Source organism: Hyphomonas oceanitis SCH89, from assembly GCF_000685295.1.
In the GTDB taxonomy this organism is placed as follows: Bacteria; Pseudomonadota; Alphaproteobacteria; order Caulobacterales; family Hyphomonadaceae; genus Hyphomonas; species Hyphomonas oceanitis.
Genome location: NZ_ARYL01000002.1, coordinates 40,140 through 64,292, shown reverse-complemented (window position 1 = coordinate 64,292; position 24,153 = coordinate 40,140). Strand labels below are relative to the sequence as shown.

27 protein-coding genes are annotated in these 24,153 nt (G+C 60.8%); 10 read left to right on the top strand and 17 right to left on the bottom strand.

All coding sequences use genetic code 11. The annotated features are described in order from the left end of the window. The first annotated feature begins 72 nt into the window (after nt 1–72). Both HOC_RS01820 and HOC_RS01815 read left to right on the top strand, forming a co-directional pair. Nucleotides 73–1,941, top strand: coding sequence for a DUF885 domain-containing protein (locus tag HOC_RS01820; RefSeq protein ID WP_035535391.1), 1,869 nt, complete (start codon nt 73–75; stop codon nt 1,939–1,941). Between the two features lie 107 nt (nt 1,942–2,048). Beyond that, nucleotides 2,049–2,960, top strand: coding sequence for a TerC family protein (locus tag HOC_RS01815; protein WP_051624428.1), 912 nt, complete (start codon nt 2,049–2,051; stop codon nt 2,958–2,960). Here the strand turns inward: HOC_RS01815 and HOC_RS01810 are convergent. Both HOC_RS01810 and dksA read right to left on the bottom strand, forming a co-directional pair. Next, nucleotides 2,957–4,024, bottom strand: coding sequence for a FliM/FliN family flagellar motor switch protein (locus HOC_RS01810; RefSeq protein WP_084146082.1), 1,068 nt, complete (start codon nt 4,022–4,024; stop codon nt 2,957–2,959). The genes HOC_RS01815 and HOC_RS01810 overlap by 4 nt on opposite strands. Before the next feature lie 350 nt (nt 4,025–4,374). After that, nucleotides 4,375–4,791 (bottom strand): RNA polymerase-binding protein DksA, encoded by a 417-nt coding sequence (gene dksA / locus HOC_RS01805; RefSeq protein WP_034735873.1) that lies wholly within the window; start codon nt 4,789–4,791, stop codon nt 4,375–4,377. 312 nt (nt 4,792–5,103) lie between these two features. Between dksA and HOC_RS01800 the strand changes: the two genes are divergently transcribed. Then, complete coding sequence (locus tag HOC_RS01800) at nt 5,104–6,336, top strand: hypothetical protein (protein WP_156950341.1); 1,233 nt, start codon at nt 5,104–5,106, stop codon at nt 6,334–6,336. Between the two features lie 3 nt (nt 6,337–6,339). Here the strand turns inward: HOC_RS01800 and HOC_RS01795 are convergent, their stop codons facing one another. The 3 genes from HOC_RS01795 to flbT are packed head-to-tail and all read right to left on the bottom strand — an operon-like array spanning nt 6,340 to nt 7,699. After that, on the bottom strand, nt 6,340–6,990 hold the full coding sequence (locus tag HOC_RS01795) for a MarC family protein (RefSeq protein ID WP_035535382.1): 651 nt from the start codon (nt 6,988–6,990) through the stop codon (nt 6,340–6,342). Between the two features lie 11 nt (nt 6,991–7,001). Beyond that, nucleotides 7,002–7,313 carry a hypothetical protein gene (locus tag HOC_RS01790; RefSeq protein ID WP_035535380.1) on the bottom strand — a complete coding sequence of 104 codons (312 nt, stop codon included), beginning with the start codon at nt 7,311–7,313 and terminating at the stop codon, nt 7,002–7,004. Beyond that, entirely contained in the window at nt 7,313–7,699 is a 387-nt protein-coding gene (gene flbT, locus HOC_RS01785) for a flagellar biosynthesis repressor FlbT (protein ID WP_035535377.1), read from the bottom strand. Before flbT ends, HOC_RS01790 begins: the two co-directional genes overlap by 1 nt. A 422-nt stretch (nt 7,700–8,121) precedes the next feature. On the opposite strand from flbT, the gene HOC_RS01780 reads away from it, so the two are divergent. Then, the gene (locus tag HOC_RS01780) at nt 8,122–8,997 is read left to right on the top strand and encodes an AAA family ATPase (RefSeq protein ID WP_035535375.1); all 876 of its coding nucleotides are present in this window, start codon (nt 8,122–8,124) and stop codon (nt 8,995–8,997) included. A 10-nt stretch (nt 8,998–9,007) separates the two neighbouring features. On the opposite strand, the gene HOC_RS01775 is transcribed toward HOC_RS01780, so the two are convergent. The 4 genes from HOC_RS01775 to HOC_RS01760 all read right to left on the bottom strand — a co-directional run bounded on the left by HOC_RS01775 (nt 9,008) and on the right by HOC_RS01760 (nt 12,881). Then, nucleotides 9,008–10,249, bottom strand: a complete 1,242-nt coding sequence (locus tag HOC_RS01775) for a hypothetical protein (protein ID WP_035535373.1) — start codon at nt 10,247–10,249, stop codon at nt 9,008–9,010. Between the two features lie 98 nt (nt 10,250–10,347). Then, nucleotides 10,348–11,121 carry a DUF2270 domain-containing protein gene (locus HOC_RS01770; RefSeq protein ID WP_084146081.1) on the bottom strand — a complete coding sequence of 258 codons (774 nt, stop codon included), beginning with the start codon at nt 11,119–11,121 and terminating at the stop codon, nt 10,348–10,350. A gap of 60 nt (nt 11,122–11,181) precedes the next feature. Beyond that, a complete protein-coding gene (locus HOC_RS01765; RefSeq protein ID WP_035535735.1) occupies nt 11,182–12,099 on the bottom strand; it encodes a mechanosensitive ion channel family protein in 918 nt (305 codons plus the stop codon). Nucleotides 12,100–12,134: 35 nt separating this feature from the next. Further along, complete coding sequence (locus HOC_RS01760; RefSeq protein ID WP_035535370.1) at nt 12,135–12,881, bottom strand: hypothetical protein; 747 nt, start codon at nt 12,879–12,881, stop codon at nt 12,135–12,137. Between the two features lie 124 nt (nt 12,882–13,005). On the opposite strand from HOC_RS01760, the gene HOC_RS01755 reads away from it, so the two are divergent. Further along, nucleotides 13,006–14,187 carry a vWA domain-containing protein gene (locus HOC_RS01755; protein ID WP_034735886.1) on the top strand — a complete coding sequence of 394 codons (1,182 nt, stop codon included), beginning with the start codon at nt 13,006–13,008 and terminating at the stop codon, nt 14,185–14,187. A gap of 17 nt (nt 14,188–14,204) precedes the next feature. Here HOC_RS01755 and HOC_RS22560 read toward each other — a convergent pair whose 3' ends face one another. Beyond that, a complete protein-coding gene (locus HOC_RS22560; protein WP_035535367.1) occupies nt 14,205–14,558 on the bottom strand; it encodes a hypothetical protein in 354 nt (117 codons plus the stop codon). Between the two features lie 173 nt (nt 14,559–14,731). Here HOC_RS22560 and HOC_RS01745 point away from each other — a divergent pair, with 173 nt between their 5' ends. Both HOC_RS01745 and HOC_RS01740 read left to right on the top strand, forming a co-directional pair. Further along, entirely contained in the window at nt 14,732–15,658 is a 927-nt protein-coding gene (locus HOC_RS01745) for an alpha/beta fold hydrolase (protein WP_035535365.1), read from the top strand. Then, entirely contained in the window at nt 15,655–16,431 is a 777-nt protein-coding gene (locus tag HOC_RS01740) for a crotonase/enoyl-CoA hydratase family protein (RefSeq protein WP_035535362.1), read from the top strand. The genes HOC_RS01745 and HOC_RS01740 overlap by 4 nt, the downstream gene beginning before the upstream one ends. 3 nt (nt 16,432–16,434) lie before the next feature. Here HOC_RS01740 and HOC_RS01735 read toward each other — a convergent pair whose 3' ends face one another. Continuing rightward, entirely contained in the window at nt 16,435–17,016 is a 582-nt protein-coding gene (locus HOC_RS01735) for a GNAT family N-acetyltransferase (protein WP_035535359.1), read from the bottom strand. 42 nt (nt 17,017–17,058) lie between these two features. Continuing rightward, nucleotides 17,059–18,159, bottom strand: coding sequence for an energy transducer TonB (locus HOC_RS01730; protein ID WP_035535358.1), 1,101 nt, complete (start codon nt 18,157–18,159; stop codon nt 17,059–17,061). 235 nt (nt 18,160–18,394) lie between these two features. Between HOC_RS01730 and HOC_RS01725 the strand changes: the two genes are divergently transcribed. Continuing rightward, nucleotides 18,395–19,648: a TCR/Tet family MFS transporter gene (locus HOC_RS01725; protein ID WP_035535356.1), complete on the top strand. Its 1,254-nt coding sequence runs from the start codon at nt 18,395–18,397 to the stop codon at nt 19,646–19,648. A gap of 62 nt (nt 19,649–19,710) precedes the next feature. On the opposite strand, the gene HOC_RS01720 is transcribed toward HOC_RS01725, so the two are convergent. After that, nucleotides 19,711–19,995 (bottom strand): hypothetical protein, encoded by a 285-nt coding sequence (locus HOC_RS01720; protein WP_035535353.1) that lies wholly within the window; start codon nt 19,993–19,995, stop codon nt 19,711–19,713. 144 nt (nt 19,996–20,139) lie between these two features. On the opposite strand from HOC_RS01720, the gene HOC_RS01715 reads away from it, so the two are divergent. Together HOC_RS01715 and HOC_RS01710 are read left to right on the top strand one after the other, a co-directional pair. Next, entirely contained in the window at nt 20,140–20,670 is a 531-nt protein-coding gene (locus HOC_RS01715; protein WP_035535350.1) for a D-glycero-alpha-D-manno-heptose-1,7-bisphosphate 7-phosphatase, read from the top strand. Next, on the top strand, nt 20,667–21,359 hold the full coding sequence (locus HOC_RS01710) for an aspartate/glutamate racemase family protein (protein ID WP_035535347.1): 693 nt from the start codon (nt 20,667–20,669) through the stop codon (nt 21,357–21,359). Before HOC_RS01715 ends, HOC_RS01710 begins: the two co-directional genes overlap by 4 nt. Before the next feature lie 94 nt (nt 21,360–21,453). Here HOC_RS01710 and HOC_RS01705 read toward each other — a convergent pair whose 3' ends face one another. The 4 genes from HOC_RS01705 to HOC_RS20925 all read right to left on the bottom strand — a co-directional run bounded on the left by HOC_RS01705 (nt 21,454) and on the right by HOC_RS20925 (nt 24,129). Further along, nucleotides 21,454–21,891: an EVE domain-containing protein gene (locus HOC_RS01705; protein ID WP_035535344.1), complete on the bottom strand. Its 438-nt coding sequence runs from the start codon at nt 21,889–21,891 to the stop codon at nt 21,454–21,456. A 69-nt stretch (nt 21,892–21,960) separates the two neighbouring features. Beyond that, complete coding sequence (locus HOC_RS01700; protein ID WP_084146080.1) at nt 21,961–22,779, bottom strand: heme-dependent oxidative N-demethylase family protein; 819 nt, start codon at nt 22,777–22,779, stop codon at nt 21,961–21,963. A 7-nt stretch (nt 22,780–22,786) separates the two neighbouring features. After that, on the bottom strand, nt 22,787–23,413 hold the full coding sequence (locus HOC_RS01695; protein ID WP_035535342.1) for a class I SAM-dependent methyltransferase: 627 nt from the start codon (nt 23,411–23,413) through the stop codon (nt 22,787–22,789). After that, nucleotides 23,410–24,129: a hypothetical protein gene (locus tag HOC_RS20925; protein ID WP_051624425.1), complete on the bottom strand. Its 720-nt coding sequence runs from the start codon at nt 24,127–24,129 to the stop codon at nt 23,410–23,412. Before HOC_RS20925 ends, HOC_RS01695 begins: the two co-directional genes overlap by 4 nt. Nucleotides 24,130–24,153 lie beyond the last annotated feature (24 nt).

The window sequence follows — 24,153 nt, the reverse complement described above, 5'->3', positions numbered from 1 at the left end:
TAACGAAAGCGAAAAAAGCGTTAAGAGTCACAGTGGAAATTGCATTAACCTCATCAGATTCCGGAGTTTCACATGATGCGTACTGCCACTGCCATCGCAGCTGTTTTGCTGCTCGCCGCGTGCACCAGCCCGACCCAATCGGGAGTGCCCGAAACCGAGGTGCTGACCGTAGCCGACGTCACCGTGGACGAAAGCGCCCGGCTAAACGATTGGTTTGAAGTCAAATTTCAGGAAATGGTCGCGCGCAGCCCGATGAGGCAGACCTATCTCGGCATCAAGGACGACTATGGCCAATGGGACGACGTTACAGAGGCACATGCGCTCGGTGACCTTGAACTGCAGCGCGCCACCGTTGCGGAAATGAAGGAGTCCTTTGACTACGAAAAGCTCGACCCGCAGGCGAAACTCTCCTGGCGGCTGGCGGAATATGAGCTGGCCGATGCCGAAGCCCAGTTCCCCTTCCGCGACCACGAATACATCTTCAACCAGATGCACGGCGTGCAATCGGGCATTCCCGCCTTCCTCGTGAACCAGCACAAGGTGACAAGCCTGGCGGATGCCAAGGCCTATATCTCGCGCCTCAATGGCATTCCGGAATATCTCGGCCAGAATGTTGCCAACGCGCGCGCCGCTGCGGCGAAAGGCATCATGCCGCCACGCTTTGTCTACGACTATGTCCTCGCTGATTCCCGCAGTGTCATCAAAGGCGAGCCCTTTCCACCGCTTGCCGCGAACTGGACGCCCGACAGCCCGCTATTGGCAGATTTCAGGGGCAAGGTCGAGGCACTGGTTGAGGCCGGCACGATCCCACAGGCCGAAGCCGACACACTGATGGACGACGCCAAGACTGCGCTGGTTGAGAAAGTAGGCCCAGCCTACGAAGCCGCGATCGCCGAAATGAAGGCGCAAGCTGAGGTGGCCACGACAGATGACGGTATCTGGAAGCTGCCTGACGCGGATGCCTATTATGCCATGCGCCTGAAGCATATCACCACGACCGACATGAGCGCCGACGAGATCCATAATCTCGGTCTCGCGGAAGTTGCCCGCATTCAGGACGAGATGCGCGGCATCATGGTCGAGGTCGGCTTTGAGGGGACGCTGAAGGAATTCTTCGAATTCATGCGGATTGATCCGCAATTCTTCAAACCGAATACGGAGGAAGGCAAAGCCGAATACCTGGCCGAAGCAACCGCAGCGATTGACCAGATGCGCGGCGACCTGCCCGAAGTGTTCAAGACATTCCCGAAGGCAGAGCTGATCGTGAAGGCCGTCGAGCCGTTCCGCGAAAAGTCGGCCGGAAAGGCGTTCTATTCACGCCCCGCTCCGGATGGCAGCCGTCCCGGCACATATTACGCCAATCTCTATCGCATGCAGGACATGCCGACCTACCAGATGCAGGCGCTTGCCTTCCATGAAGGTATTCCGGGCCACCATATGCAAATCGCGCTGGCGCAGGAACTCGAAGGCATCCCGAGCTTCCGCAAGTATGGCGGCTACACGGCCTATACCGAAGGCTGGGGGCTCTATTCAGAGCTGCTGCCAAAAGAAATGGGCTACTACTCTGATCCGTATGATGATTTTGGCCGTCTCGCGATGGAAATCTGGCGTGCTGCCAGGCTCGTGGTCGATACCGGCATCCATGACAAGCACTGGACCCGCGAACAGGCGATCCAGTACCTGCTGGACAATACGCCAAACCCCGAGGGCGACTGCAAGAAGGCCATCGAGCGTTATATCGTGATGCCGGGACAGGCCACGGCCTACAAGATCGGGATGCTGAAAATCGTCGAACTGCGCCAGACCGCAAAGACCGCCTTGGGCGACCAGTTTGACATTCGCGATTTCCATGACGTCGTGTTGCGGGACGGCGCCGTGCCACTAGCCGTGCTCGAACAGAATGTCGACACCTGGATCGCAGAATCCAAACAGGCTGAATAGCTATGCGGCGGCCCCGGCAGCGTGTTTCCTTGCAGAAGGGAACCCTGCCGGGCCCGATGCGCTGTCTAACCTAATGCGATCAGGAGTCAGCAACAGGGGGCGCAGACATGCTCGGCGACATCATCAACGAAGTATTCTCGACATCGGGGCTGTTTACGCTCCTTATGCTTCTGCTGCTGCAGGCGGTGCTTGGCTTCGACAACCTGCTTTACATCTCCATCGAGTCCAAGCGTGTCGGCGAGGAGAAAGCCCCGATGGTCCGGCGCTGGGGCATCGGGCTCGCTGTGCTGTTCCGCGTCGTTCTCCTGTTCATCATTGTCGGCCTGTTCGATGCGATGGCCGAGCCATTGTTCGGCGTGTATCTCTCCAAATTCATCAGCGGCGAATTCACCTTTCAGGCGCTTGTGACAATGGCGGGTGGCGCCTTCATCATCTACACGGCCATCAAGGAGATCTCGCACCTCCTTACCGTTGAATTCATTGAACATACTGACGGAGCGCAGCCTAAATCGGTCGCGCAGGCCATCGTCAAGATTGTGGCGATGAACCTCGTTTTCTCCTTCGACTCGATCCTCTCGGCCATGGCGATTGCCAATATCAAGACGCTCGACGCCGTCGGCCACCCTGTCATTCATTACCAGGTCTGGCTGATGGCGATCGCGATTGTCGTGTCGGGTATCGCGATGGCGTTAATGGCCGATCCAGTGGCAAATTTCCTCAAGAAAAACAGGATGTATGAAGTCCTCGGCCTGTTTATCCTGTTCCTGGTCGGCGTGCTGCTGGTCACCGAGGGCGCGCACCTTGGGCACCTCACCCTCTTCACCTACGCAATAGAGGCGATGAGCAAGTCCAGCTTCTATCTTGTCATTTTCGTGCTGGTGGTGACCGACATCATCTCGACCAATTACCAGAAACGGCTCTGGGCACAGAAGGAGGCTGAACTGTTTAGCGATGGGTCGGAACAGGCCTCACGCGACGGCGCTGATGCGCATATCAATCGCAAACAGCAGAGGGTCTAGCGCAGGGCCGGGCCGCGCTTGGTGATGCGCAGGGCCATGTGAGCGCCCTTGCGGCCGATCTGGGCTTCAGCCGCCACGGGGCCATTGCGGCCGCCTGACAGCAGCTCAACGGGCTGGTCAGCCGGCAGACCCAGAAGCAGTGTGGATCCGGCTTTCAGGTCCGTCAGGCGTGACAATGGGACAGAGAGGCTGGCGATGCGCGCGGTTAGTACGGCGGTTACCGGGGCCGCCTTTGGGGCATGGGCGGGTGCAGCTGTGACCATTCCCTGCCCATTCCCGGGCACAGGTCCGGTATCGAAAAGGTCGTCGCTCGCCAGAATCAGCCGCGCCGGCATCCGCGACTGCTCGAAACGGACATCCAGATCGATGACATCCACGGCGCCCGGCCGCGCGAGCGCGGCGGCGAACTCGGCATCGGTTTCGATGCGCGCGAAGCTGAGCGATGAGGATATGCCAGTGCCGAGGGGGCGGACGAGGCCTTCGAGCAAGGCAGCGTCAACGGGCGTCAGCTCGCGCGGCGTATAGGCGCCTGGCTTACCGCCACAGGCACTTTCGATGAGGGCATTGGCGAGTTCCGCGCTGAGGCTGAGCATGGCGACGATCTCGCCATTCGGCGCTGCGAAGCAGGCAATCGCCTGCCCTGTTTCCACGGTCGACGTGGCCAGTGCAGACGCGAACGTGCCATCGGAGACGGCCTTGACGGTGGCCGCCGCGCGCAGGCCGCAGCCCTGGCGCAGGGCCAGCGAGAGACGCGCAGCAACGCGTAGGGCATCTTCCGGCACATCCGTGCGCGGGGTCAGGACTGCAGGCGTATCGAGATCCGGGATCGCGCGGTCGACCACTTTGGCAGGTGGCAGGGGCGCAGGCTCTGGCGCCATGTCCGACAGGTCCGGCCGCAGCAATGCCTCGATCTCGGCGGAGCTGAGCTTTTCGCGCAGGATAGGCTTCTCCTTCACCGCATCGAATGTTTCAAAACTGGTCGGCATTTCGAGCACGACGGCGCTTTCACGCCTTGGAGACATGTCCCATCCGTCATCGGCGGTGGATGGCAATGGCCTGCTCATGGGGGCGATCAGTTATCCCGTCCGTTAAACATACGTTGTGCCCTAAAGAGAGTTAACGGGTGGTTAGGACTTTCACCGCAGGGCGCCTATGCGCACAACACAGCGCCGCCGAATCACCTCTCGCATTAACCGAATCGGAAGTCACGTTAAGCAAGCAGGCCTTGCCTTAAGCCCATGGTTACATTCAAGTAACCCTGTGTTTGGACCTTGATGCGATCATACCCTTAACGCACGAGGCAAACACAGATTCGCCATGGCGTTGGGTTGATGGACTAAAAAAGGCGGCGGCACTTCCGAAAACCGGGAGGCCGCCGTTCTTGTTTCCGGACGTGATCTGAAGCGGGTGGCGATCAGTCGTCGCGCAGCGTGCGTTCCTTGCGCTCGTGACGCTCCTGCGCCTCAAGGCTCAGCGTTGCTGTTGGACGGGCTTCAAGGCGCCGAAGGCCGATAGGCTCACCTGTCGCTTCGCAGAACCCGTAGGTTCCGTCATTGATGCGGCGAATGGCGCTGTCGATCTTCGAGATCAGCTTGCGCTGACGGTCACGAGTCCGAAGTTCCAGAGCCTTGTCGCTTTCGGCAGACGCCCGGTCGACAATGTCAGGGAGCGAACCAGATTCATCCTGCAGATTGTGGATGGTCTGTTTAGCGCCGTCGAGAATGTCCGCCTTCCAGTTCTCGAGCAACCGGCGGAAGAATGCCAGCTGACGCTCGTTCATGAACTCCTCGTCATCGGAGGGGCGGTAATCGTCTGATAGTTCAATACTCATAGCAGACACCTTCATTAAGGTTTGGCCCGATATAGAGCGGCTAGCGATTCACCGCAATCGGGAAAGCTGAGTTAATTTTCCCAATCTTTTCATGTAATTGCGCCAATTTCGCGTATATTTCATGTTATTGTGAACACCGAAACACTCTCCCGGAGCGCCAAAGCCGGTGCAATTTGCAGGCCAAGGCTTGATCTTTGGGCCAACGCCGCGCTCTATGATCCTTCGTCCAAAGTGCAGCTTTCGCAACGGTTAAAGCCCATGGCCCGCCGACGGAAAAGATCGATCCGCTCCTCAGGTTGGATGCAGGCTGTGATGTTTAACTCATTGCTGATCCTCATGCCTGTGATCGCCGCCCAGATACTGGGAGCGGCCTTTTCAGGCGCGACTTTCTCGGATGCGCCGACCGTCGAAGCCATCGACCAGACGCGTCGCAACATGGACGAATCCTTCGCCGCAATGGCGCCGCGCAATGCGGACGACAAGTACAAGTTCTGGCACGATATCGTCTCGCGCGAACTGACGGCACGCGACGTGACGGCGGCACGCGGCTTCCTGCTGACCGCGCCGCAGATGCTGAGCCGCGAAGAGGTGAAGGAACTGATGGCCGCGGCGGACGCGGAAGTGACGGGCACGGAAGATGAGCGCATTGCGCTGGCCGCGCTGCGTAAGCTGCCAGTCGAAGTCAGCCAGCGGTTTGCCGAGGCAAGCGGCGCTGCCCGCAACATGAGTACACTGACCGAGCCCGTAAGCGACACGATCACTGAAACACCGGCAGAAGAGCCTGAACCGGCACCAGCCGCCACCGAAGACGCTCCGCCTGAAGAGGCCCCCTCCCCCGTTGCCGAGGCACGTTTCGCCATGCTCGGCACACATGCCGATCTCGCGAACCACTCGGAACGCTGGCTGCAGGGTGACCGTGTGGACGAGCTGGTCCTGAAGATCACCGGCATCGGACTCGCCGAATCCAGCGCGCAGGATGCAACGGCCGAGGCCAATATCCGCGCGCTATCCATCCTGAAGTCTGCCCGACGCTCGCGCCGCATGACGCCGGAATTCACCGACTACATCACGGACCGTCTCGATGCTGCGCTACCGGATTCCGCCCTCAAGCCTGCACTGGAAGAGGCCTTCACCGATCTTGCCACCACCAAGGTGCGCGTGGAGCGTGTGCGTGCGGCCTATGCCGGCGCCATCAACCCCAAAGGCCTCGCCCGGCTGGAATCCGATCTCGCACAGATCAACCGTATCGGAACGCTGACCGATCCGGCCGCTGCGGTGACTCTGATCGAGCAGGTACGGGACGGCGCAGACCTGCGCCGGGTGCGCCTGATTGCCGAAGCCGGCGGTGACCGGTCCGTCGCGCTGGTCAAGCAGATGGGGCCATCAGCCATGCGCATTGCCGATACCGGCGTGCGCTGGACACGCGAACTCGTGCTGCAGTTCATGGGGCTGACGGCGGCCGGTCTGGTGCTGTTCTGGGTCACACTGTCGACCCTGCGCCGGACATTGCTGCGCCGTCGCCCACGCCTGGAAGCGCCTCAATAGAGCTTAGCCGAGACTGAACGCGCCCTTGATGCCGTCGATGAGCAACTGAACCGACAGCGCCGCCAGGATAACGCCGAGTATCCGCGTCAGCGCACCGGCCACGCTCGCACCCATCAGGCGCACAAGCGGCGTTGCGATCAGGAAGATTGCCAGCGTCAGCAACAGGTTCAGCCCGATGGCCGATAGAACGACGGCTTTCTCGGTCCATACGGTGGCCTGGGACATGTAGAACATGGCCGTCGCTATAGAACCCGGCCCCGCAATCATCGGGATGCCGATGGGGAATACGGAAATATCGTCCGGCTCTGTCGCGTCATCGTGGCCTTCGAGCAATTCCTCTGCGCGGTGTTCGCGCCGCTCAGTGCGCTTCTCGAACACCATGTCGAGCGCGATAAGGAACAGAAGCGCGCCACCCGCCGCCCGGAATGCATCAATCGAGATGTGCATGGCGCCGAGCAGCCAGGCCCCACCAAACGCAAACAGGAACATGATGATCGACGCAACGAAGGTCGATTTGAACGCCATGCGCCGCCGATAGGCCGCATCGCCTTGCGCTGTCAGCGTTGCGAACACCGGCGCCACGCCGGGGGCATCGATCAGCACGAAGAATGTGACAAAAGTGGCGGTAAAAAGGGAGATCAGTTCTGGGCTCATGCGCGAGGCCCCTAATCCCTATGGCCTGCGGCGTCGAGTATTTCCTGCACCAGCGGAGCCACTTTCAGCACACCGGAATGGGTCGAAAACTGGGAGAGATCCGCCGCGCCGGAAGCCAGTGCCACCATCATGCGGTGCCCGCGCAAGCGCTGCAGCAGGCCTTCCTCACCGCGATGCCCGCTGGCCGTGGCTGTGCGCCCTTCCCCGAGATCGACCACAAGGCCTTCGCCCTTGCCAGCTTCCAGACGGGCAATCGCCTCGTCGAGGCCAAGGCGGGCGTCTGGGGAGCGTGCGCGCGCTGTCATGAGAGTACCGTCCGCCATCAGGCGGCCTCTGCCATCTCGCGCGCCATGAGCTTGCGGCAGCGACTGAGGGCCTTGTAGAGGTCGGCGGCGGCCACATCGGCCGAAATCTCGAGCACATCGGCCCTGTCTTCATCCTGCGCGGCATTGGCCAGCAGGGTGGCAATGGATTCAGCGGCCTGCGCATAGGCGGGGCCGTCGACCTCGCCGAGCAGGTACATCTGCATCACGGCAAAATAGGCGCGGCGCACAGGCGTCGTCGCATCCGCCGGGTGAAGGATATCCTTCTCGCGCAGGACACGGGCCTGGTTTTCCAGCAGCAGCACGCCGCGACGGTCGCCATTGCGCACGACAGCGCCATTGACGACGAATGTCTCGCCAGGCTTCAGGGAAAGCTTCAAGGGCATCGTTAGGAAATCCGATTCGACCTGATTTCCTTGAATTTTGCAGAAAGGCGTTAACGCTTGATTGCCACGCGTTAATCAAGGCTTGGCAGGCCGGAACGATAGTGCGGGATAGTAGTGCCATGCGCCCGTTATCATCGGGCAGTTTGGATCATACGGCCTGCACCTGTCCTGAAACGCCTTTCCTGCATGGGAATGGCAGACCATGAACAGGCGCGACACTTAGCTGAAGCTGGTGCTCCGCGGCGGCGCGCATGGCGTAATCTTCATACCACGGATCGCGATACGGGCGAAGATGTTTCCGCTACGGAATGGCCGGATTACCACTTTTTCACGGAATGTCAGGCTTCCCGCCACGTCAAAGCTTGCTCCGCCGGGCGCGGCGCCTATTGTGAGCCTAACGAGTTACAAGAGGATAGAGCCCCATGCGTTTTGAAGGCACCAAGGACTACGTCGCCACCGAAGACCTGAAAGTGGCCGTCAATGCTGCCATTGCGCTGGAGCGCCCCCTGCTGATCAAGGGCGAACCGGGCACCGGCAAGACCGTGCTGGCCATTGAAGTGGCCAAATCGCTCGGCTGCGAGCTGATCGAATGGCACATCAAATCCACCACCAAGGCCAACCAGGGCCTCTATGAATATGACGCGGTTTCGCGCCTGCGCGACGGCCAGATGGGCGAAGAGCGCGCCAAGGACGTCAAGAACTACATCAAGAAGGGCAAGCTCTGGGAAGCATTTACCGCCAAGAAGCGCCCTGTCCTGCTGATCGACGAGATCGACAAGGCCGACATTGAATTCCCGAACGACCTTCTGCAGGAACTCGATCGCATGGAGTTCTTCGTCTACGAGACGAACGAAGTCGTGAAGGCGAAAGTGCGCCCGATCGTGATCATCACGTCGAACAATGAGAAGGAACTGCCGGACGCCTTCCTGCGCCGCTGCTTCTTCCACTTCATCAAGTTCCCTGACGAAGAAACGATGCGCGAAATCATCGACGTGCACTTCCCGGACATCAAGAAGAAGCTGGTCGGCGATGCGCTCACCACGTTCTACGCCATGCGCGAACTGCCGGGCGTCAAGAAGAAGCCATCGACCAGCGAACTGCTCGACTGGCTGAAGCTCCTGATGAACGAGGATGTCGACCTCGAGACGCTGCGCGAGCAGAACCCGGACAAGCTGACGCCGCCACTGCACGGTGCGCTGCTGAAAAACGAGCAGGACGTCGCTTTGTTCGAACGCCTTGCCTTCCTCTCGCGCCGCCAGGACGGCCCGGGCGGCGGCCGTCGCGGCCCGGCGGGCTGAGTCTGCTTCCCTAGTTATTCTTGCCGTCAAGCAATTCTTCCTGGTTGCGGGGAGTCGTCGCTACAGATTGGCTGGGAGACGTAGCAGCCACAGGTGGCACTATCGCCGGGCTCGCGTTGGATTTGGCAGCGGCTGCGGTCAGCTTGCCTAGACGTTCCTGCGCATTCTTCTCGACAGCTTCTGCTTCCGTGACCGCCTTCTCAGCCGCAAGCTTATTAGCGCCTTTTAGTGATAAATTGTTTGCAGCCCTAGCCGCGTCAGCTTGCTTCTCGGCATCGTTCAGCTCTTCCCTTGCGCTTTGCAGCAAGGCTGCTTGAACAGCCTGTGGAACCACTTTTGAGTCCACCGCAGAGATCTTCGTCAGCAGATTGGAATAATCTCCCGTTTCACCATCAAATAGCTCCGAAAGACGCTCAAGTCCTGGGTCGGCATAGAAAGTTTGAGCCTTTTGGGCATTTTCCAGCCCGGCGATCAGAGAGCATTTTGCATTGTACTGAACGGCATCGGCAATCGCCTGCTCAACAGTATATACCGCGATGCTTTCTTTCTGATTTTTCTTGATGCTCTTGAATACACCGTCGCGCTCCTCGGCAATGCCGCGCGTAATCACTTCCGCCAAGAGCTTGCGGAAAAAGTTGCCATTATATTCGGCACGCGAGCCGGTAATGATAGCCGCAGCTCCAGAAAGAGCACGACTGGTCCCGGCTGGTGTCAGGACAGCCCCCAGTCCTGCCGTAAGCGTCGCAGCGTTTCCATAAGCGAAATTGACCTCACTTTGAGTTGCCAGCAGGTGCCGCCGGTATTGGTCGCACGCTTGATTAGACGCCAGGATTATTCGGTCCTGAACTCTGTTACGTCGAAACTTGAGGCTCGATGCCGACGTGACTTCATTCGTTTCAAAGTCTTCGTCAGTGGCATCCTGATAAAAGCCCGATAGGGCACAAGACAGTTTCTGATCCTGACGCATTTTTGCATTATCGCCAGAACACAACTTGTCCTCATCAGTACTCGCAACTGTCTCCGCCTGTCTCGAATTCCATTTCGCGGATTCGCGCCATCCAGACTTATTTTCGGGGTCAAGCTCTGTCAGTAGATCAACAAATTTCAGCGCTTTGTTCTCATAGTCCGTTTGATTCAGGAAACCCGTCGCTCCCGGGTCAAGATCAACGATCCCTCCACTGAGACTTCTATCGGGATCGATAGATGAACAAGCCGATACACCTATCAAGGCACTGAATATAACTGCACGCATGTTGAAACCTCCCCCCAGCTTAACGAAAGGTTAACATACGTAGACGGACTTATCAATTAAAAGAGGTAGTAATTTTCTACCCAAGGGATTCTTTTGTCTTACCGCCCGAGAATATCCATGTTCGTATGGGCTTCTTCGCGGTCGAGCGTGTTGGCGTTTGTGTTGACGTCCTGACGGCTTTTCAGGAAGTCGGCCATCTTAGACTTGTCATAGCGCTCGTCGAGCCAGGTCTTCACGGCAATGCCGATCCAGATGGCATGGAAGGTCAGCCCGCCCGCAATCGCGACCAGGCCCGGAATCGGGCCGATATGCGCACGCCGGATGAATTGCGACCAGGTTTCCACATCCGTCGGGTGGATGGCAATCTTGGCAAAATAGGCCGCGCCCAGAATGGCAAACAGCCAGCCATAATTGCGGCGCAGGCGGCGGCCAATCGCGCGGATCATCGAGATGCGGTATTGTGGCTTTTCGTAATCGTCTGACAGCGCGGTGCCCCGGTCGAGCGGGATACGGGCCCCCTCCCCGCGCAGCATGGGCACATAGAAGGCGATCTCCAGCACCCGCGCGCGGAAGCGCCAGACATAGAAGAAACGATAGCGCCGCGATTCCAGCGTCAGGAACACGATGCAGAGCGCGCCAACCAGAACGATGGGAAAGGGCGAAGCCTGCGCGCTGGCAAAGGCGACCGACAGGCCGATGCCTGTAGAGATCACGGCCCAGTTCGTCGTCTGGTCCAGCCGCTGGCGCCACACGGTAGAGCGATACACTTCGGCGCGGTAGAGGTGCGCAATGGCGCCCACTTCCTTGCTGCCGCAAATGGCTTCGGGCGGGTCGCCGTCCGGATCGGCCAGGTCATTATCGAATTCGGTCATCGGTGTCCTTTATGGACTTGTTCAATGGCGACGCAAGGCCCGGCCGATGTGGCCGCGACGTTACCCGCTCTTCGTGTCGCCGGACTCAGGCGAATCTGTGTCCGACTTGCCGGAATCTTGCAGCCGTAGCGGCATTGCTTCCGGGCGGAAGGAAAGGGTCGATTGCGGGAACGGGATCGTGATGCCGGCATCGTCCAGTGCCTGTTTCACGGCAAAGGCCACTTCGTCATAGGATCCGCGCTGGTCAGCCGGCTGGCTCTTGGTCCACCAGAGCAGGCGGAAATCGATGGACGAGCCGCCAAACGACACGCACTGAACCTCGGCGTCACGCTCGCTGCTAACGCTCTCGCAGGCCTCCAGGGCGCCCTTCAGGGCATCGCGTGCCTCTGGCATGCTCGCATCATAGTCGACGCCGACGACAAGCTCCTGCCGCTTCAGGGCATGGTCCGTCTCGATGCTCACCGGGTTCTTGAACAGGAAGGAATTGGGCACGATCACAAGTTCCCCGTCCGTCTCGCGCACATGCGTCTCGCGAATGAGGATATTCTCGACGCGGCCATACACGTCCTCGCATTCGATCATGTCGCCGATCCGCATCTTTTCGCGGCTGAGGATGATGACGCCGGCGAGGAAATTCTCGAACACGTCCTTGAAGGCAAAGCCGATGGCAACCGATGTGAGGCCCAGCCCGGCAATGATGTCAGCAGGTGAAATGGAGGGCAGCAGCACTGTCAGCGCAATCGCGACGCCGACGATCCAGGCTGCAATGCCGATCAGGTTCTGGGCCAGTGTCCGCAGCGCCTCGCGCACATGCGCCTTCTTCATGGCCGCCGAGACAATCGCCCGCGCAATACGCGCCACCAGCAGGATGCCGACCAGCACAATGATGGCGAGAACGAGGTTGGGGAGGCTCTTGAAAAATCCGGTCGCCATGCCGTCAAGAGACTCGCGAAGGTCAGTCAGGGGGGTAAGCTCCATGCGGCCATTACGCATGAGCCGCCGATTTGTTCAGTCTACCGCGCGCAATAGCCTAAGGATGCCACAGGCGCATAGCCTTCCAGCGCCCCGCGCACATGGCGCGTATCATCCGCTGACGCCTCTTTGCGGATGCGTGATGCCAGTGCTCCGGCATGCCCTGTGATCCGGGCACGCCACAGCGCATAGCGCAAACTGTCCGGCGCCGCCGTCATCGCCACGGCACGGTCAAACCCGGACAGGTCGCAAGCCCGCATCGAGAGTTCAGCCAACGCATGGCCGAAATCGGATTTCTCGAAATCGTCGCCCATGCCGCCGCGTGTATGCTTTGTCTGGGCCAGATCAAACATGGCCTGCGTCAGGCGGCGCTTGGTGACGGCATCCGGCGCAAGGCGAACGCCAGCAGCCATGATTTCCGGACGCCCTGTGTTGAACGGCACCGCTCCGGTCCGGGCGCGCTGCTCGAACCCGTCCCAGCCGCTCTCGGCGACAACGTCGCGGGCCTGATCGACGGCATAGTCCACGGCCGGGCTGCGATGAATAGCGGGCGCCCCAAGCCGAGCTTGCCATTGCTGCAACAGGGCCGCGTCCCCCGCCTGCCCCACAGTTTCAAGGAAAAAGGGCTGAATCCGTGCCTTTTTCTCAGGAGGAAGGGGCGATGCCGCCGCCCAGATCGCCTCGAACATACAGGATGGCTCGCTTGCAGCGGCGCAGGTTTGCGTATCGGCACGCGCCGTAACGTCTAGCGAAAAGACGGCACACAGGATCAGGAAAGCCCTCAGCATGGCCTGTCCTCTAGGCCATCCGGGGTGAACCGGACATGAGCAGGCGCCCTTTTCGCTGCGTCAGCTTGGACATGGGGCCCAAGGCGGGTTATCTTTTGCCAAAGACGACAGGAAAGACGCCCATATGTTCCTCAACTTCTTCAATGAATTGCGCGAAGCCAAAGTGCCGGTGACGCTGAAGGAATACCTGATGCTCATGGAAGCCATGGACAAACAGGTCATCGATTCGAATGTAGAGGATTTCTATTACCTGTCCCGCGCGGCCCTGGTGAAGGACGAGCGCAATATCGACAAGTTCGACAAGGTGTTCGGACACGTCTTCAAGGGCCTCGACAGCATGGCAGACGCCGTCGACGTGACCGACATTCCCGAGGAATGGCTGCGCAAGATGTCCGAGAAATTCCTCTCCAAGGAAGAAATGGACGAGATCGAGGCCATGGGCGGCTTCGAGAAACTGATGGAAACCCTGCAGAAGCGCCTCGAGGAGCAGAAAAAGCGCCACGAAGGCGGCAACAAGTGGATCGGCACGGGCGGAACATCCCCCTTCGGCGCCAATGGCTACAATCCTGAAGGCGTGCGCATCGGGCAGGAGAAGTCCCGCCATCGCCGCGCCGTGAAGGTGTGGGACAAGCGCGAATTCAAGAATTACGACGACAGCGTCGAGCTTGGCACCCGCAACATCAAGGTTGCCATGAAGCGCCTGCGCAAATGGGCCCGCAAGGGCGCGCCAGACGAACTGGACCTCGACCAGACGATCCGCAACACGGCCCGCAAGGGCTATCTCGATATCGAGATGCGCCCCGAAAAGCGCAATGCTGTGTCTGTCCTCCTGCTGCTCGATGTTGGCGGTTCGATGGACCCCTATGTGCGGATCATGGAAGAGCTGTTCTCGGCGGCCAAGTCGGAGATCAAGAACCTCGAATACTATTACTTCCACAACTGCCCCTATGAGGGCCTGTGGAAGGACAATCGCCGCCGCATGAACAACCGCATACCGACCTGGGACGTGCTGAACAAGTTCCCGTCAGACTACAAGGTGATCGTCGTCGGCGATGCCACGATGAGCCCGTACGAAATCACCTATGCCGGCGGCTCGGTCGAGCACTGGAACGAGGAAGCCGGCGGCATCTGGATACAGCGCTTCGTGCAGCGCTTCCCGAACATGGTCTGGCTAAACCCGGTCAAGGAAGGCGCGTGGGACTATACCGGCTCGATCAAGCTGATCCGCGAACTGATCGGGGAGCACCGCATGTTCGAGCTGACCCTCAGCGGCCTCGACGAGGCGATGAAGGAACTCGGGCGCTAGCCCATTCAGCGCGGCGCTTACTGATAGTCGCTGCAGAAGTCCGGATTATTTATCGTATCGCCAAATCCGCAACCGCGGCGGATTTCGTCGCGGATCATGTCGCAGCTGTTCTGCGCATTGCACGGCGGATGGGTTGCAGGTGATATCTGGATGCACTGGCCCACCAGCACGCGAGCCGCTTGGGCGCCAATGTCCTGGTCGCACGTGGCCTGCACAGTCTCCGTCTCTGTCGTCTCGGGCGCTGCAGCCTGCGGGCTATCGGTCGCCTCCTTTTCCAGCGACGCGGATGGCGCTGCTACATCGCCGCCGCTCGGCGAGCAGGCCGTAACAAGAGCTGAAACGAGCAGGAAAAGAATGGGTACAGGTTTCATAAGGCATTCCTCCGTTCCTTCAGCAACGTCACAGGCGCGGCAAGGTTGCCAGCATGCCCCACCGCTTTCACAGGACAGTCTAGAAACGCCAGATATGCAACCTCTCCCCCTTGAAAGCATTTTTTTTGAGGACCACGATGGTCGGAAAATAGAAAACACACGGGAGGCCCCGAATGGCGCGCATCAAGGCAAATGGCATCGAGATCGAATACGAGGCGACCGGGTCACCAAATGACCCGATGATGCTGCTCGTATCGGGTTTTTCCGGTCAACTGACGCGATGGCCCGAAAGCCTGAAGCGCGGCCTGGCAGATGCGGGCCGCCATGTCATCACGTTTGACAATCGCGATATCGGCCTCTCGACGGAATTCGCCGGCAAGGTGGCGGCTGCCCCGCGCGATATCGTCAAGGCTGTCGCCGAAGGCAAATCCGCCCGCGATATGGTGCCCTATGTGCTGGACGATATGGCCGCCGACGCGGCTGCGCTGGTCGAGGCGCTTGGCGCAACACAGGCAGACATCATGGGCGCCTCGATGGGCGGCATGATCGTCCAGCTGATGGCGCTGAACCATCCGGCCCAGGTTCGCACACTGATCCCTGTGATGACCACATCAGGTGCGCCCGGCCTGCCGCAGGCCGACCCCGCTGCGCAGGCCGCGCTCACCGCAGTGCCCGACATGCGCACTGCCAGCGCCATCGCCGAGCTCTCCGTCAAATCTCGTCATGCGATCGGCTCGGTGCCCGAAATGCGTGCCAGCGATGACGAAGTCCGCGCGCAGTCCATGGCCGATTTCAACCGGTCCGACCGGCCGCTCGGCGTGGCCCGGCAATATTCTGCAATCCTTGCCCAGCCGCGGTGGCACGAGCGCCTCGCCGGACTCACGGTACCGACGCTGGTGCTGCACGGCGCTGCTGATCCGCTGATCAAGCCGGAAGCAGGCCGCGATATTGCGCACCGCATTCCTGGCGCGGAGATTGAGGTGATCGATAAATGGGGCCATGACCTGCCCGAGAAGATCGTACCGGCCTTGCTGGAGCGGATTGTCCCATTCCTTCACCGCAATGCGCCTGAAGCGACCCGCGCAAACTTTTCCCGATGAGCGGGGCGGCTTCTGTTGGAACGCGGCGTGAGGGCGCGGTTCTTATCGTCACGATCAATCGCCCTGCCCGGCGCAACGCCGTGGACCGGGAGGCGGCGCAGGCTCTCTATGACGCGTTCAAGGCGTTTGATGCCGACGACACATTATCCGTCGCAATCCTCTCCGGCGCGGAAGGCAACTTCTGCGCAGGTGCAGACCTTCAGGCGGTTGCCGCTGGCAAAGGCAATCCCGTGCGGCCAGAGGGGGACATGGGCCCGATGGGGCCGACGCGGCTCGAACTTTCCAAGCCCGTCATAGCCGCCATCGAAGGCTATGCCGTGGCGGGCGGCATGGAACTCGCCCTCTGGTGTGACCTTCGCGTCGTATCTGACACCGCGCGCTTCGGCATCTTCTGCCGCCGTTTCGGTGTGCCGTTGATTGATGGCGGTACGGTCCGCTTGCCCCGCCTGATCGGCGCTTCGCGGGCGACAGACCTGATCCTCACCGGGCGCGAAGTCGGCCCGGACGAGGCGCTGGCCATCGGGCTTGCGAACTACGCCGCCCCGGCTGGCAAAGCACTCGACCGCGCGCTTCAGCTTGCCAATGACATCGCCGCCTTCCCGCAAAACTGTATGCGCGCTGACCGGCTATCCGCGATGCGCCAGTGGAGCCTCGACATGGAGACGGCGCTAAAGGCGGAAATCGAGGGCGGTCTCGAGGTGCTGAAGTCCGGCGAAACGCTGCAGGGCGCTACTGCTTTCACCAAAGGCAAAGGTCGCCACGGCGCCTTTTAGGCGTCAATCCTTATGCCGGTCGAACCAGTCGGCACGCATGGCTTCCCAGACCAGCGACGCCCGTGTCGTGCCATCTGTCCGCACGCTCGTCACCTCACCCCGCCGCTCAAAGCCGAGCCCGTCCAGCAGACGGTGCGTTGGCACGTTCTCAGGGCTTGCCGTTTCGCAAATGAGATCAAGGTGCAGCGCCCGAAACATCCAGCTAAAGCTCATGGCTGCGCCCGCTGTGCCACGGCCCTGATGGTGTAGCGAGGGATCAAGCGCCCCGCCGAGCTCCCCCGCCGCCCAGTGCGGCCAGACCTGAATGTCGCTGTAGCCGACGATGGCGCCGTCGCGATCCTCACGCACGAATAGCAGCCCCTCGCCGTCTGCCTGCTGGGCCAGATGATCCGTGATGAAGGTCTCAACGCTGGCCTCCGTCAGTGGCCTCGGCAATGTGTAGATCGGCGCGTGCACGGCGGGGTCCGACAGGAAAGCCAGCAGCGCAGGCGCGTCCTCTGGACCGGCTAGGCGCGAAGCGTCAGGCCCGTCGCCCAGATGTGTCACGCTGCGAACCGCGTCCCGGATCGCATTGATCCGACTCATCGGAACCTCAATACGCGTGACCGGGATGCCCTCTGCCACCGCCTAGTCGCTGCCATGCAAGGCGCTGAGGCAGTCCTGCTGCGCGCCATAAGTGGCGGCCCTGTCGAGACAAGCCTGATAGTGGCCGGGACCGCGCTCGTAGAAGAACTGGTCTGCCGCAGACCACTCCCTCCGGAGCGTATTCGGCGCCCGATAAGTCGGCACCACTTCGCGTCGGACCATGGGGGTCGGTGCGTCGGCAGCCTCATCACTGGCCTGCGCAGCCAGTTTGGCAGCATCGCGCGCACGCAGCGTCTGCTCACGGCGCAGGATCTGGCCGCCATACGCAATCATCAGCTGGCGATCTAAATCGTACCGGCCCCTTTCGGCGCGGATCCGCTTGTCCATAATGGCGCCGACCCAATGCTCCATCTCGTCCGGCGCGGCGGAATCATAGGTTGCATGCCATTCCGCCGCCTGCGCACCATAGCCTGCCAGCATGTCGTCCCGGCAATTCATCCAGGCGAACACTTTTTCAAACGCCGTTCCTGTGCGGCGCAGCGCGTCCCAGCCCATCGTGTCGATCGTCTTCGATTGGCTGACAGGCGGCTGGTAAGCGGGAGACGGGCCACAGGGCGTATCAAAGTCGAGCGTCGCGTAATAGTCGGCCCAGCCGCGCGCGATGCCGGCGCCCTTCTCGGCCTCATCAGCATAGGGCTTCATCGTCAGCGTATTGACCGTCAGGAAGGGAAAGGCCTTTTCGCCGCGATAGGTCAGCTCTTCCCAGGCTGCATCACCCGACCGGCAAATACCTTCCTCGCCAGACTGTTCGAAGGCGACCATCTGCGACTGCTGCGACGAGGTGATAGCGATACCCAGAATCTTCGCGGGCTTGTACCCGGCCTCCCGAATTGCCGACACAGCCGCGTCCCTGAACAGCGGGAGCGTGCATTCGGCCGAAATATCCCTGATCTTGCCCGACCGGCCAACCTTGAACTGGGTGCTGCAACATCCGCTCAGCCCCTCACGCGCCGCTGGATCCGGCATGACAGCCACAATGGCGCCGTCCACGACGGGTGGCGACATCTGCGCCTGCCCTGGCTGCCCTCCGGCCGCGCAGGCGACAAGGAGTGCGGCGGCGAATGCCGTTGCGTTCCACTTCATCAGCGCGTCTCCATTGGTTGTGCGTCCAGTTAGTATGAATTTCGGCGCGCGTCCGTTTCATAAAAGTCACGCACTGCGAAATAGGGCATGCCGGGCCGGCAAGCGCCGTGTCCACTGGATTCCAATGCCATGAATCTCTCAGCAAAGCCCAAGCCGCGCAAGGCACATCAAGCGCTGGTCGTGATGCCCTGTCACAGTGATTGACCTTTGGCCATTTCCCGCCCAAAGCGTGAACATGACCGACTCTCCCGCCTCCCGGAAGCATGGCAAGAACGCGTTTTTCTTCGTCCTCGTAACGGTCGCAATCGATATGCTGGGCTTCGGCCTCATCATCCCGGTTGTGCCCAGCCTGGTGCAGGAAATGCTGCATGTGCCGCCCGAAGACGCCACAATCTGGCTCGGCATGCTGGCGGCCACCTATGCCCTGATGAATTTCATCTTCGGGCCCATCGTCGGCGCCCTATCAGACCGTTTCGGCCGGCGTCTCGTTCTGCTGGTCTCCATTGGCACATTGGTCGTGGATTTCCTGATCATGGGCGTTGCAGGCTCGATCTGGCTGCTCTTCATCGGGCGGGCCCTGTCCGGCATTTCCGGCGCCACCTATTCCACTGCGAATGCTTATATCGCTGACGTCACCGAGCCGGAGAACCGCGGCAAGGCCTTTGGCATGATCGGCGCCGCATTCGGTTTTGGCTTTGTGTTCGGGCCGGTCATTGGCGGCTTCCTTGGCGAGATCAGCCCGCGCGCGCCCTTCTTTGCGGCAGCGGGCCTCGCCGCCCTCAATTTCTGCTACGGCTTTTTCGTATTGCCGGAATCACTGGCACCGGAAGACCGTCGTCCGTTTGACATCAAGCGCGGCAACCCGTTTGGCGCGGTGAAACATTTCTCGAAACTGCCACACATCGCCTGGTTCCTTGTGGCAGCAGGCATCTTCTTTCTCGCGCATACGGTGTTTCCGGGCACATGGTCGGTGCATGGCGAGATCCGCTATGACTGGAGCCCGAAAGAAATCGGCTTCTCGCTGGGCCTTGTCGGCATCGGCGCCGCCGTTGTGCAGGCGGGCCTGATGGGCATGATCCTGAAACGGCTTGGCACAGTGCGCACGGCACTGCTGGGCATGGGCGTCAGCTTCTTCACGTTGACCGCCTTCGCCTTCGCCGGACAGCCATGGATGGTCTACCTGATCATCCCGATCAGCGCGCTCGGCGGCGTGACTGGCCCGTCGATCAACTCGCTGATGTCCACGCTGACACCGCGCAATGCGCAAGGCGAGCTGCAGGGTGCCAGCTCAAGCCTCAACTCGCTTGCGATGATCATCGGCCCGCTCACGATGAACGGCGTGCTCTATTACTTTACGCATGACGGCGCGCCATTCCGCTTCGGCGGCGCAGCCTTCCTGATGGCCGCCTTGCTGAGTGCCCTTGCCATCGTGCCCTTCATGCGCGGTGTACGCGAGAACCGTTCTGCCATACCGACCGCAGCGGAGTAAAAGGCCGCAGGGCAGAGCCGGATCGCCTCGAGTTGAGGTCATGGGGCCTGCCTGCGAGAACGCTAGGCCTTATGCTTGACCAGCATGCCGACAATCACGCCGACAACCCCGCCACCTACGCCGCCTTCCATTACATAATTGAGGATGTTCTTCAGCGCCGTTGGCCCCTGCGCGGGAACGCCGAACAGATGCACGTTGGCAGCCTCAAGACCGTAATATGTGCCAACGCCGCCGAGCAGTCCGCCTATGATGCCGCCGATGCTACTGCCGCCTGTCAGCTTGGACGCCAGAGGCCCCATCACGAGTCCACTGACGGCGCTCAGGATAAGGGGAAGATATTGTTCCATTGGTTTTGCCCTCCCATGGATACTGCGTGGAGGCCGTTGCCGACCGTCAGCGCGAAACAACTTCTTTTCGGGACCGAGGTCCAGCGGTTTCCCCATTGCGACAAGTCTTGCAACTTGGGCGGCGCGCGGGCAAACAACGCCTAGATGACCTCCCAGCGTCCTGCCCTCTTCCTCGACCGCGACGGCGTGATCAACGTCGACAAGGGCTATGTCAGCCAGGTGTCAGACTTCGAATGGATCGAAGGCGCGGCAGAGACAATCGCGGCGTTCAAGGCGCGCGGCTGGTTCGTGTTCGTCGTGACCAACCAGTCCGGAATCGCACGCGACTATTATTCCGAGCATGACATGCACACGCTGCATGAATGGATGCAGGAACGCCTCGCCGAGCAGGGAGCCTCGATCGACCGGATCTATTACTGCCCCTATCATGACGAGGGCGAAAACCCGCGCTATCGGCGCGACAGTTTCGACCGCAAGCCCAAGCCCGGCATGCTGCTGAAGGCGATGGCCGACTTTCCCGTGAAGCGCGAATCCTCCTTCCTGATCGGTGACAAGCAGACCGACATCGACGCCGCAAAAGCGGCCGGCGTCGCAGGCTTCCTGTTCAATGGCGGCGACCTCTTCCAGTTTGCTGAATGGACACTCGCCGGCTTTGAGGAAGGCAATCGCGGATGAAGATGATCGGCATCATCGGCGGCATGGGCCCAGCCTCGACACTGATCTATTACGACACGCTCTGCCAGCTGGCACGCGACCGTTCCGGCGGCAATGCCAGCGCGCGCGTGATCATCGACGCGCTCGACTTCGGCGAGATTCAGGCCCTGCAACAATCCGGCGATTGGGACGAGGCCGGGCGCCAACTCGCTGCCTCAGGCCAGCGCCTCGAACAGGCCGGCGCCGAGCTGATCCTGCTCGCCACCAACACGATGCATAAGGTCGCCGCGCCGCTGCAGGTCGCTCTAAACGTACCCTTCGTGCATATCGTGGATGCGACTGCCGCGCGTCTCACCGCTGACGGACGTACCGCTCCTGCTCTGCTCGGCACGCGCTACACGATGGAAGACGCCTATTATCCGAACCATTTCGCCGGGACCTTCGGCGCGCCGCCTTTGATTCCGGATACGGCTGAGCGCGACGACGTCCACCGCATAATCTTCGACGATCTTGTCAAAGGCATTGTGACGCCGGAAACCACGCGCCGCTATATCGAGATCGTTGAAGCACTTGCCACGCGCGGCGCCGACAGTGTGATCCTCGGCTGCACAGAGATCGGCCTCGTCCTCAACACGGCCAACAGCCCCCTGCCCGTCTATGACAGCGCCCGGATCCATTGCGAGACCGCGATGAAACTAGCGATCAGCTGAACAGCGCTCATCCTGAGCGAAGTCGAAGGATAAGCGTGTGCTTCCCCGGGGCTAGTCCTTCGACTTCGCTCAGGATGAGCCCCTCAAGCCAGTCTCACACAGGCTTCAGCGTCTTCGGATCAATCCCGCCCATACGGCAAACTTCCTTCCACTCGGATGCCTGCACAGGCTGCACCGACAGGCGGAAAGACGTCACAAGGCTCATCTCCTCGAGCTTCGGGTTCGCCTTCACATCCTTCAGCGATACCGGCTTCGGCATATCGGCCAGCGCACGGATATGCACACAGTCCCAGCGCTCATCATCCGTCGTGGAGTCCGGCGCGCTGAGCGCACAAACCTCGGCAATGCCAACGACTTCCAGCCCCTTGTTGGAATGATAGAAGAAGACCTGATCGCCGAGCTTCATCTCGCGCATGAAATTGCGCGCCTGATAATTGCGAATGCCGGACCATTCCTCGCCCGCCTTGCCTTTTGCCTTCTGCTGCTCCCAGCTCCAGGCGTCGGGTTCGGACTTCATCAGCCAATAATTCATCTCTGTCTCCGGTACTGCCGTGCCAGCCTGATCTAGGCGGCGCCGTGCCTCACGTCCACCCAGAGGCCGTCAGGCAAGCTGCGCCAGTGCGGCCCGGACGAGCCGATCATGGTCCGGCCAGCCCTTGTACTCTGCCAGTGCCGGGTCAATGCCGTTCCACGCGTCCGCAAAAGCCTGCCTGTGGGCGGCGTTCGGCAGGGCAGCGCGCAGTGGATCAATACAGACGCGGATCGTGAACACCACGGCCCCGGTCTCCGGCAGTTTCGAAATCGTCTGCCGCTCCACGCGCAAGTGTAAAAGTTCCAGCGCCGCATCATCCGGCGCCGTGCGGGCCATGGCCTTCAGCGGTCCGCTGCTGGGCGTAAAGCGCGATGGTCCCGCCTGAACCGTCCAGTTGAACCGCTCCAGCACATGGCCTGGCCGCAAGCCGTCAAACATGCGCGCAATGCGGCTCACAAGGCCCGGATTGGCATTCGGCACCGGTCCATGCAGGCCCGTCAGCGGTTGGCCAATCTTGTCAGCGAGAGACCAGAATGTCGGCGCGACAAGGCTCGCCGCGCGCAAGGTCCACAAGCCGTCTGCATTGGGCATCAGCAGGCAGAGATCGTCGGAGACGCGCGCTGCCGCCATTTCCAGCGGGCTTTCCCAGATATCATCGCCCATGCCTGTCACCGCCAGCACGGCGCCCGCCAGTTCCTCGATGACAGCAGGAATACCTGTATCCGCGAACACGAGGTCACGGTGCGTGCGCATCAGCACAGTCTTGGCCGGCAGCCAAGCAGCCGCCTCGGTATCAGGCACCAGCCAGCGCTCGGTATCGATGGGGGCCAAGCCGGGTGCGAGACTCGGTGGCCCTGCTAGGTATGGCAGGTAGGGTGGTGTACGCATCGTGAGTTCAGGCCGCGCGGGCAGCGCCCCAGCTGACAAAACCGGCCACCTTCGGCGTGGATGGCAGGTACATGGTTTCTGCCTCCTCCAGCCGGAAACCGGATTCGGTGAACAGCGCAGAGATATCGCGCGTCAGGTGGCACCCGCCCGCCAGTGGCTTCCACACAGGCTCGATCCGGCGCTGCCATTTAGCGACGCCTTCGTCCGGTGCAAGGCCATGCTCGGAAAACAGGATACGGCCTTCAGGCTTCAGCACACGGCGTGTTTCGGCCAGCGCTGCGCGCCAGTCAGGTATGGTGCACAGTACGAACGTGATGACGGCCGTATCGACGGAATTGTCTTCCAGCGGAATGGCTTCCGCGCCCGTTTCAAGGAATTCGATATTATTGCCAAAGCCGAGTGTGCCCGCTTCACGCCGCGCCTTCACCAGCATGCCGGGCGATGGTTCGAGCGCATAGAGACGCTCGACCTTGCTGGCATTATACATGGCGAAATTTGTGCCAGACCCGCAGCCGAGTTCCAGCACGCGACCCTCAGCCTTCGGAACGACCTTCTCGCGCTGCTTCATGATCGGTTTGGTGCCGCAGGCGCAAGCGATCAGGTTCGGGACAACATAGCGCTCCCAAGGGTTCATTGCGTGCGGCCCCCGGTCGACTGGAAGCCAGGATAGGTGCCCTTCTGGATCAAGCCCTTCGTCGCCTCGGTCGGGCGCGCTACGAGCGCATCCTGCGTGATGTTCACATTGTATTCGAACCCGTCACCCATGGGCTGATAGGTCGCCGAGCCGTATTGCGCATCAATGCCGAACCGCGGGCCTTCCTTCTCGGCCAGCGCATGCACGTCGAGGCCGGGGTTCTGCGTGAGGGCAATCCCATTGGTCTGCGCCTCGGTCACCGCATCAGACGAAAAGCGCTTTGCCTCGCGGCCTTCAAGATAATCGAGCCGGTAGATCGAATCATACCCGAGCATGTTGGCCACGGGCTGCAACTTGATGACCTGCGCGCCGATCTCGAACTGGTTACCCTTCAGGATCGGCTGTGCACCAGTCGCCTCAAGCAATTTCTGGCCATCGGAAAAAGTGACGTCTACCTTGTACGTGTCCGGCGCGCCTTGAACCGCAGCAAACTTGATATTGGCAACGTCACGCTCATAGGTGAGGCGCTTGTAGGTCTGCAGGTTGAGGCCTGCAAAGGCCACCACACCGGCAATGCCCAGGAAGCCGACGCCGAAGAACAACCGTCCGCCGCCAGCCATGGGCTTCAATTGCGCGAGTTTCCCGAAGCCTGCGAATAGCAGCATCAGGCCAATGACACCCGCCACAGCAGGCAAGATCCACCAGATCAGTCCCATTCAACATCTCCCTTCGCGGTTCCT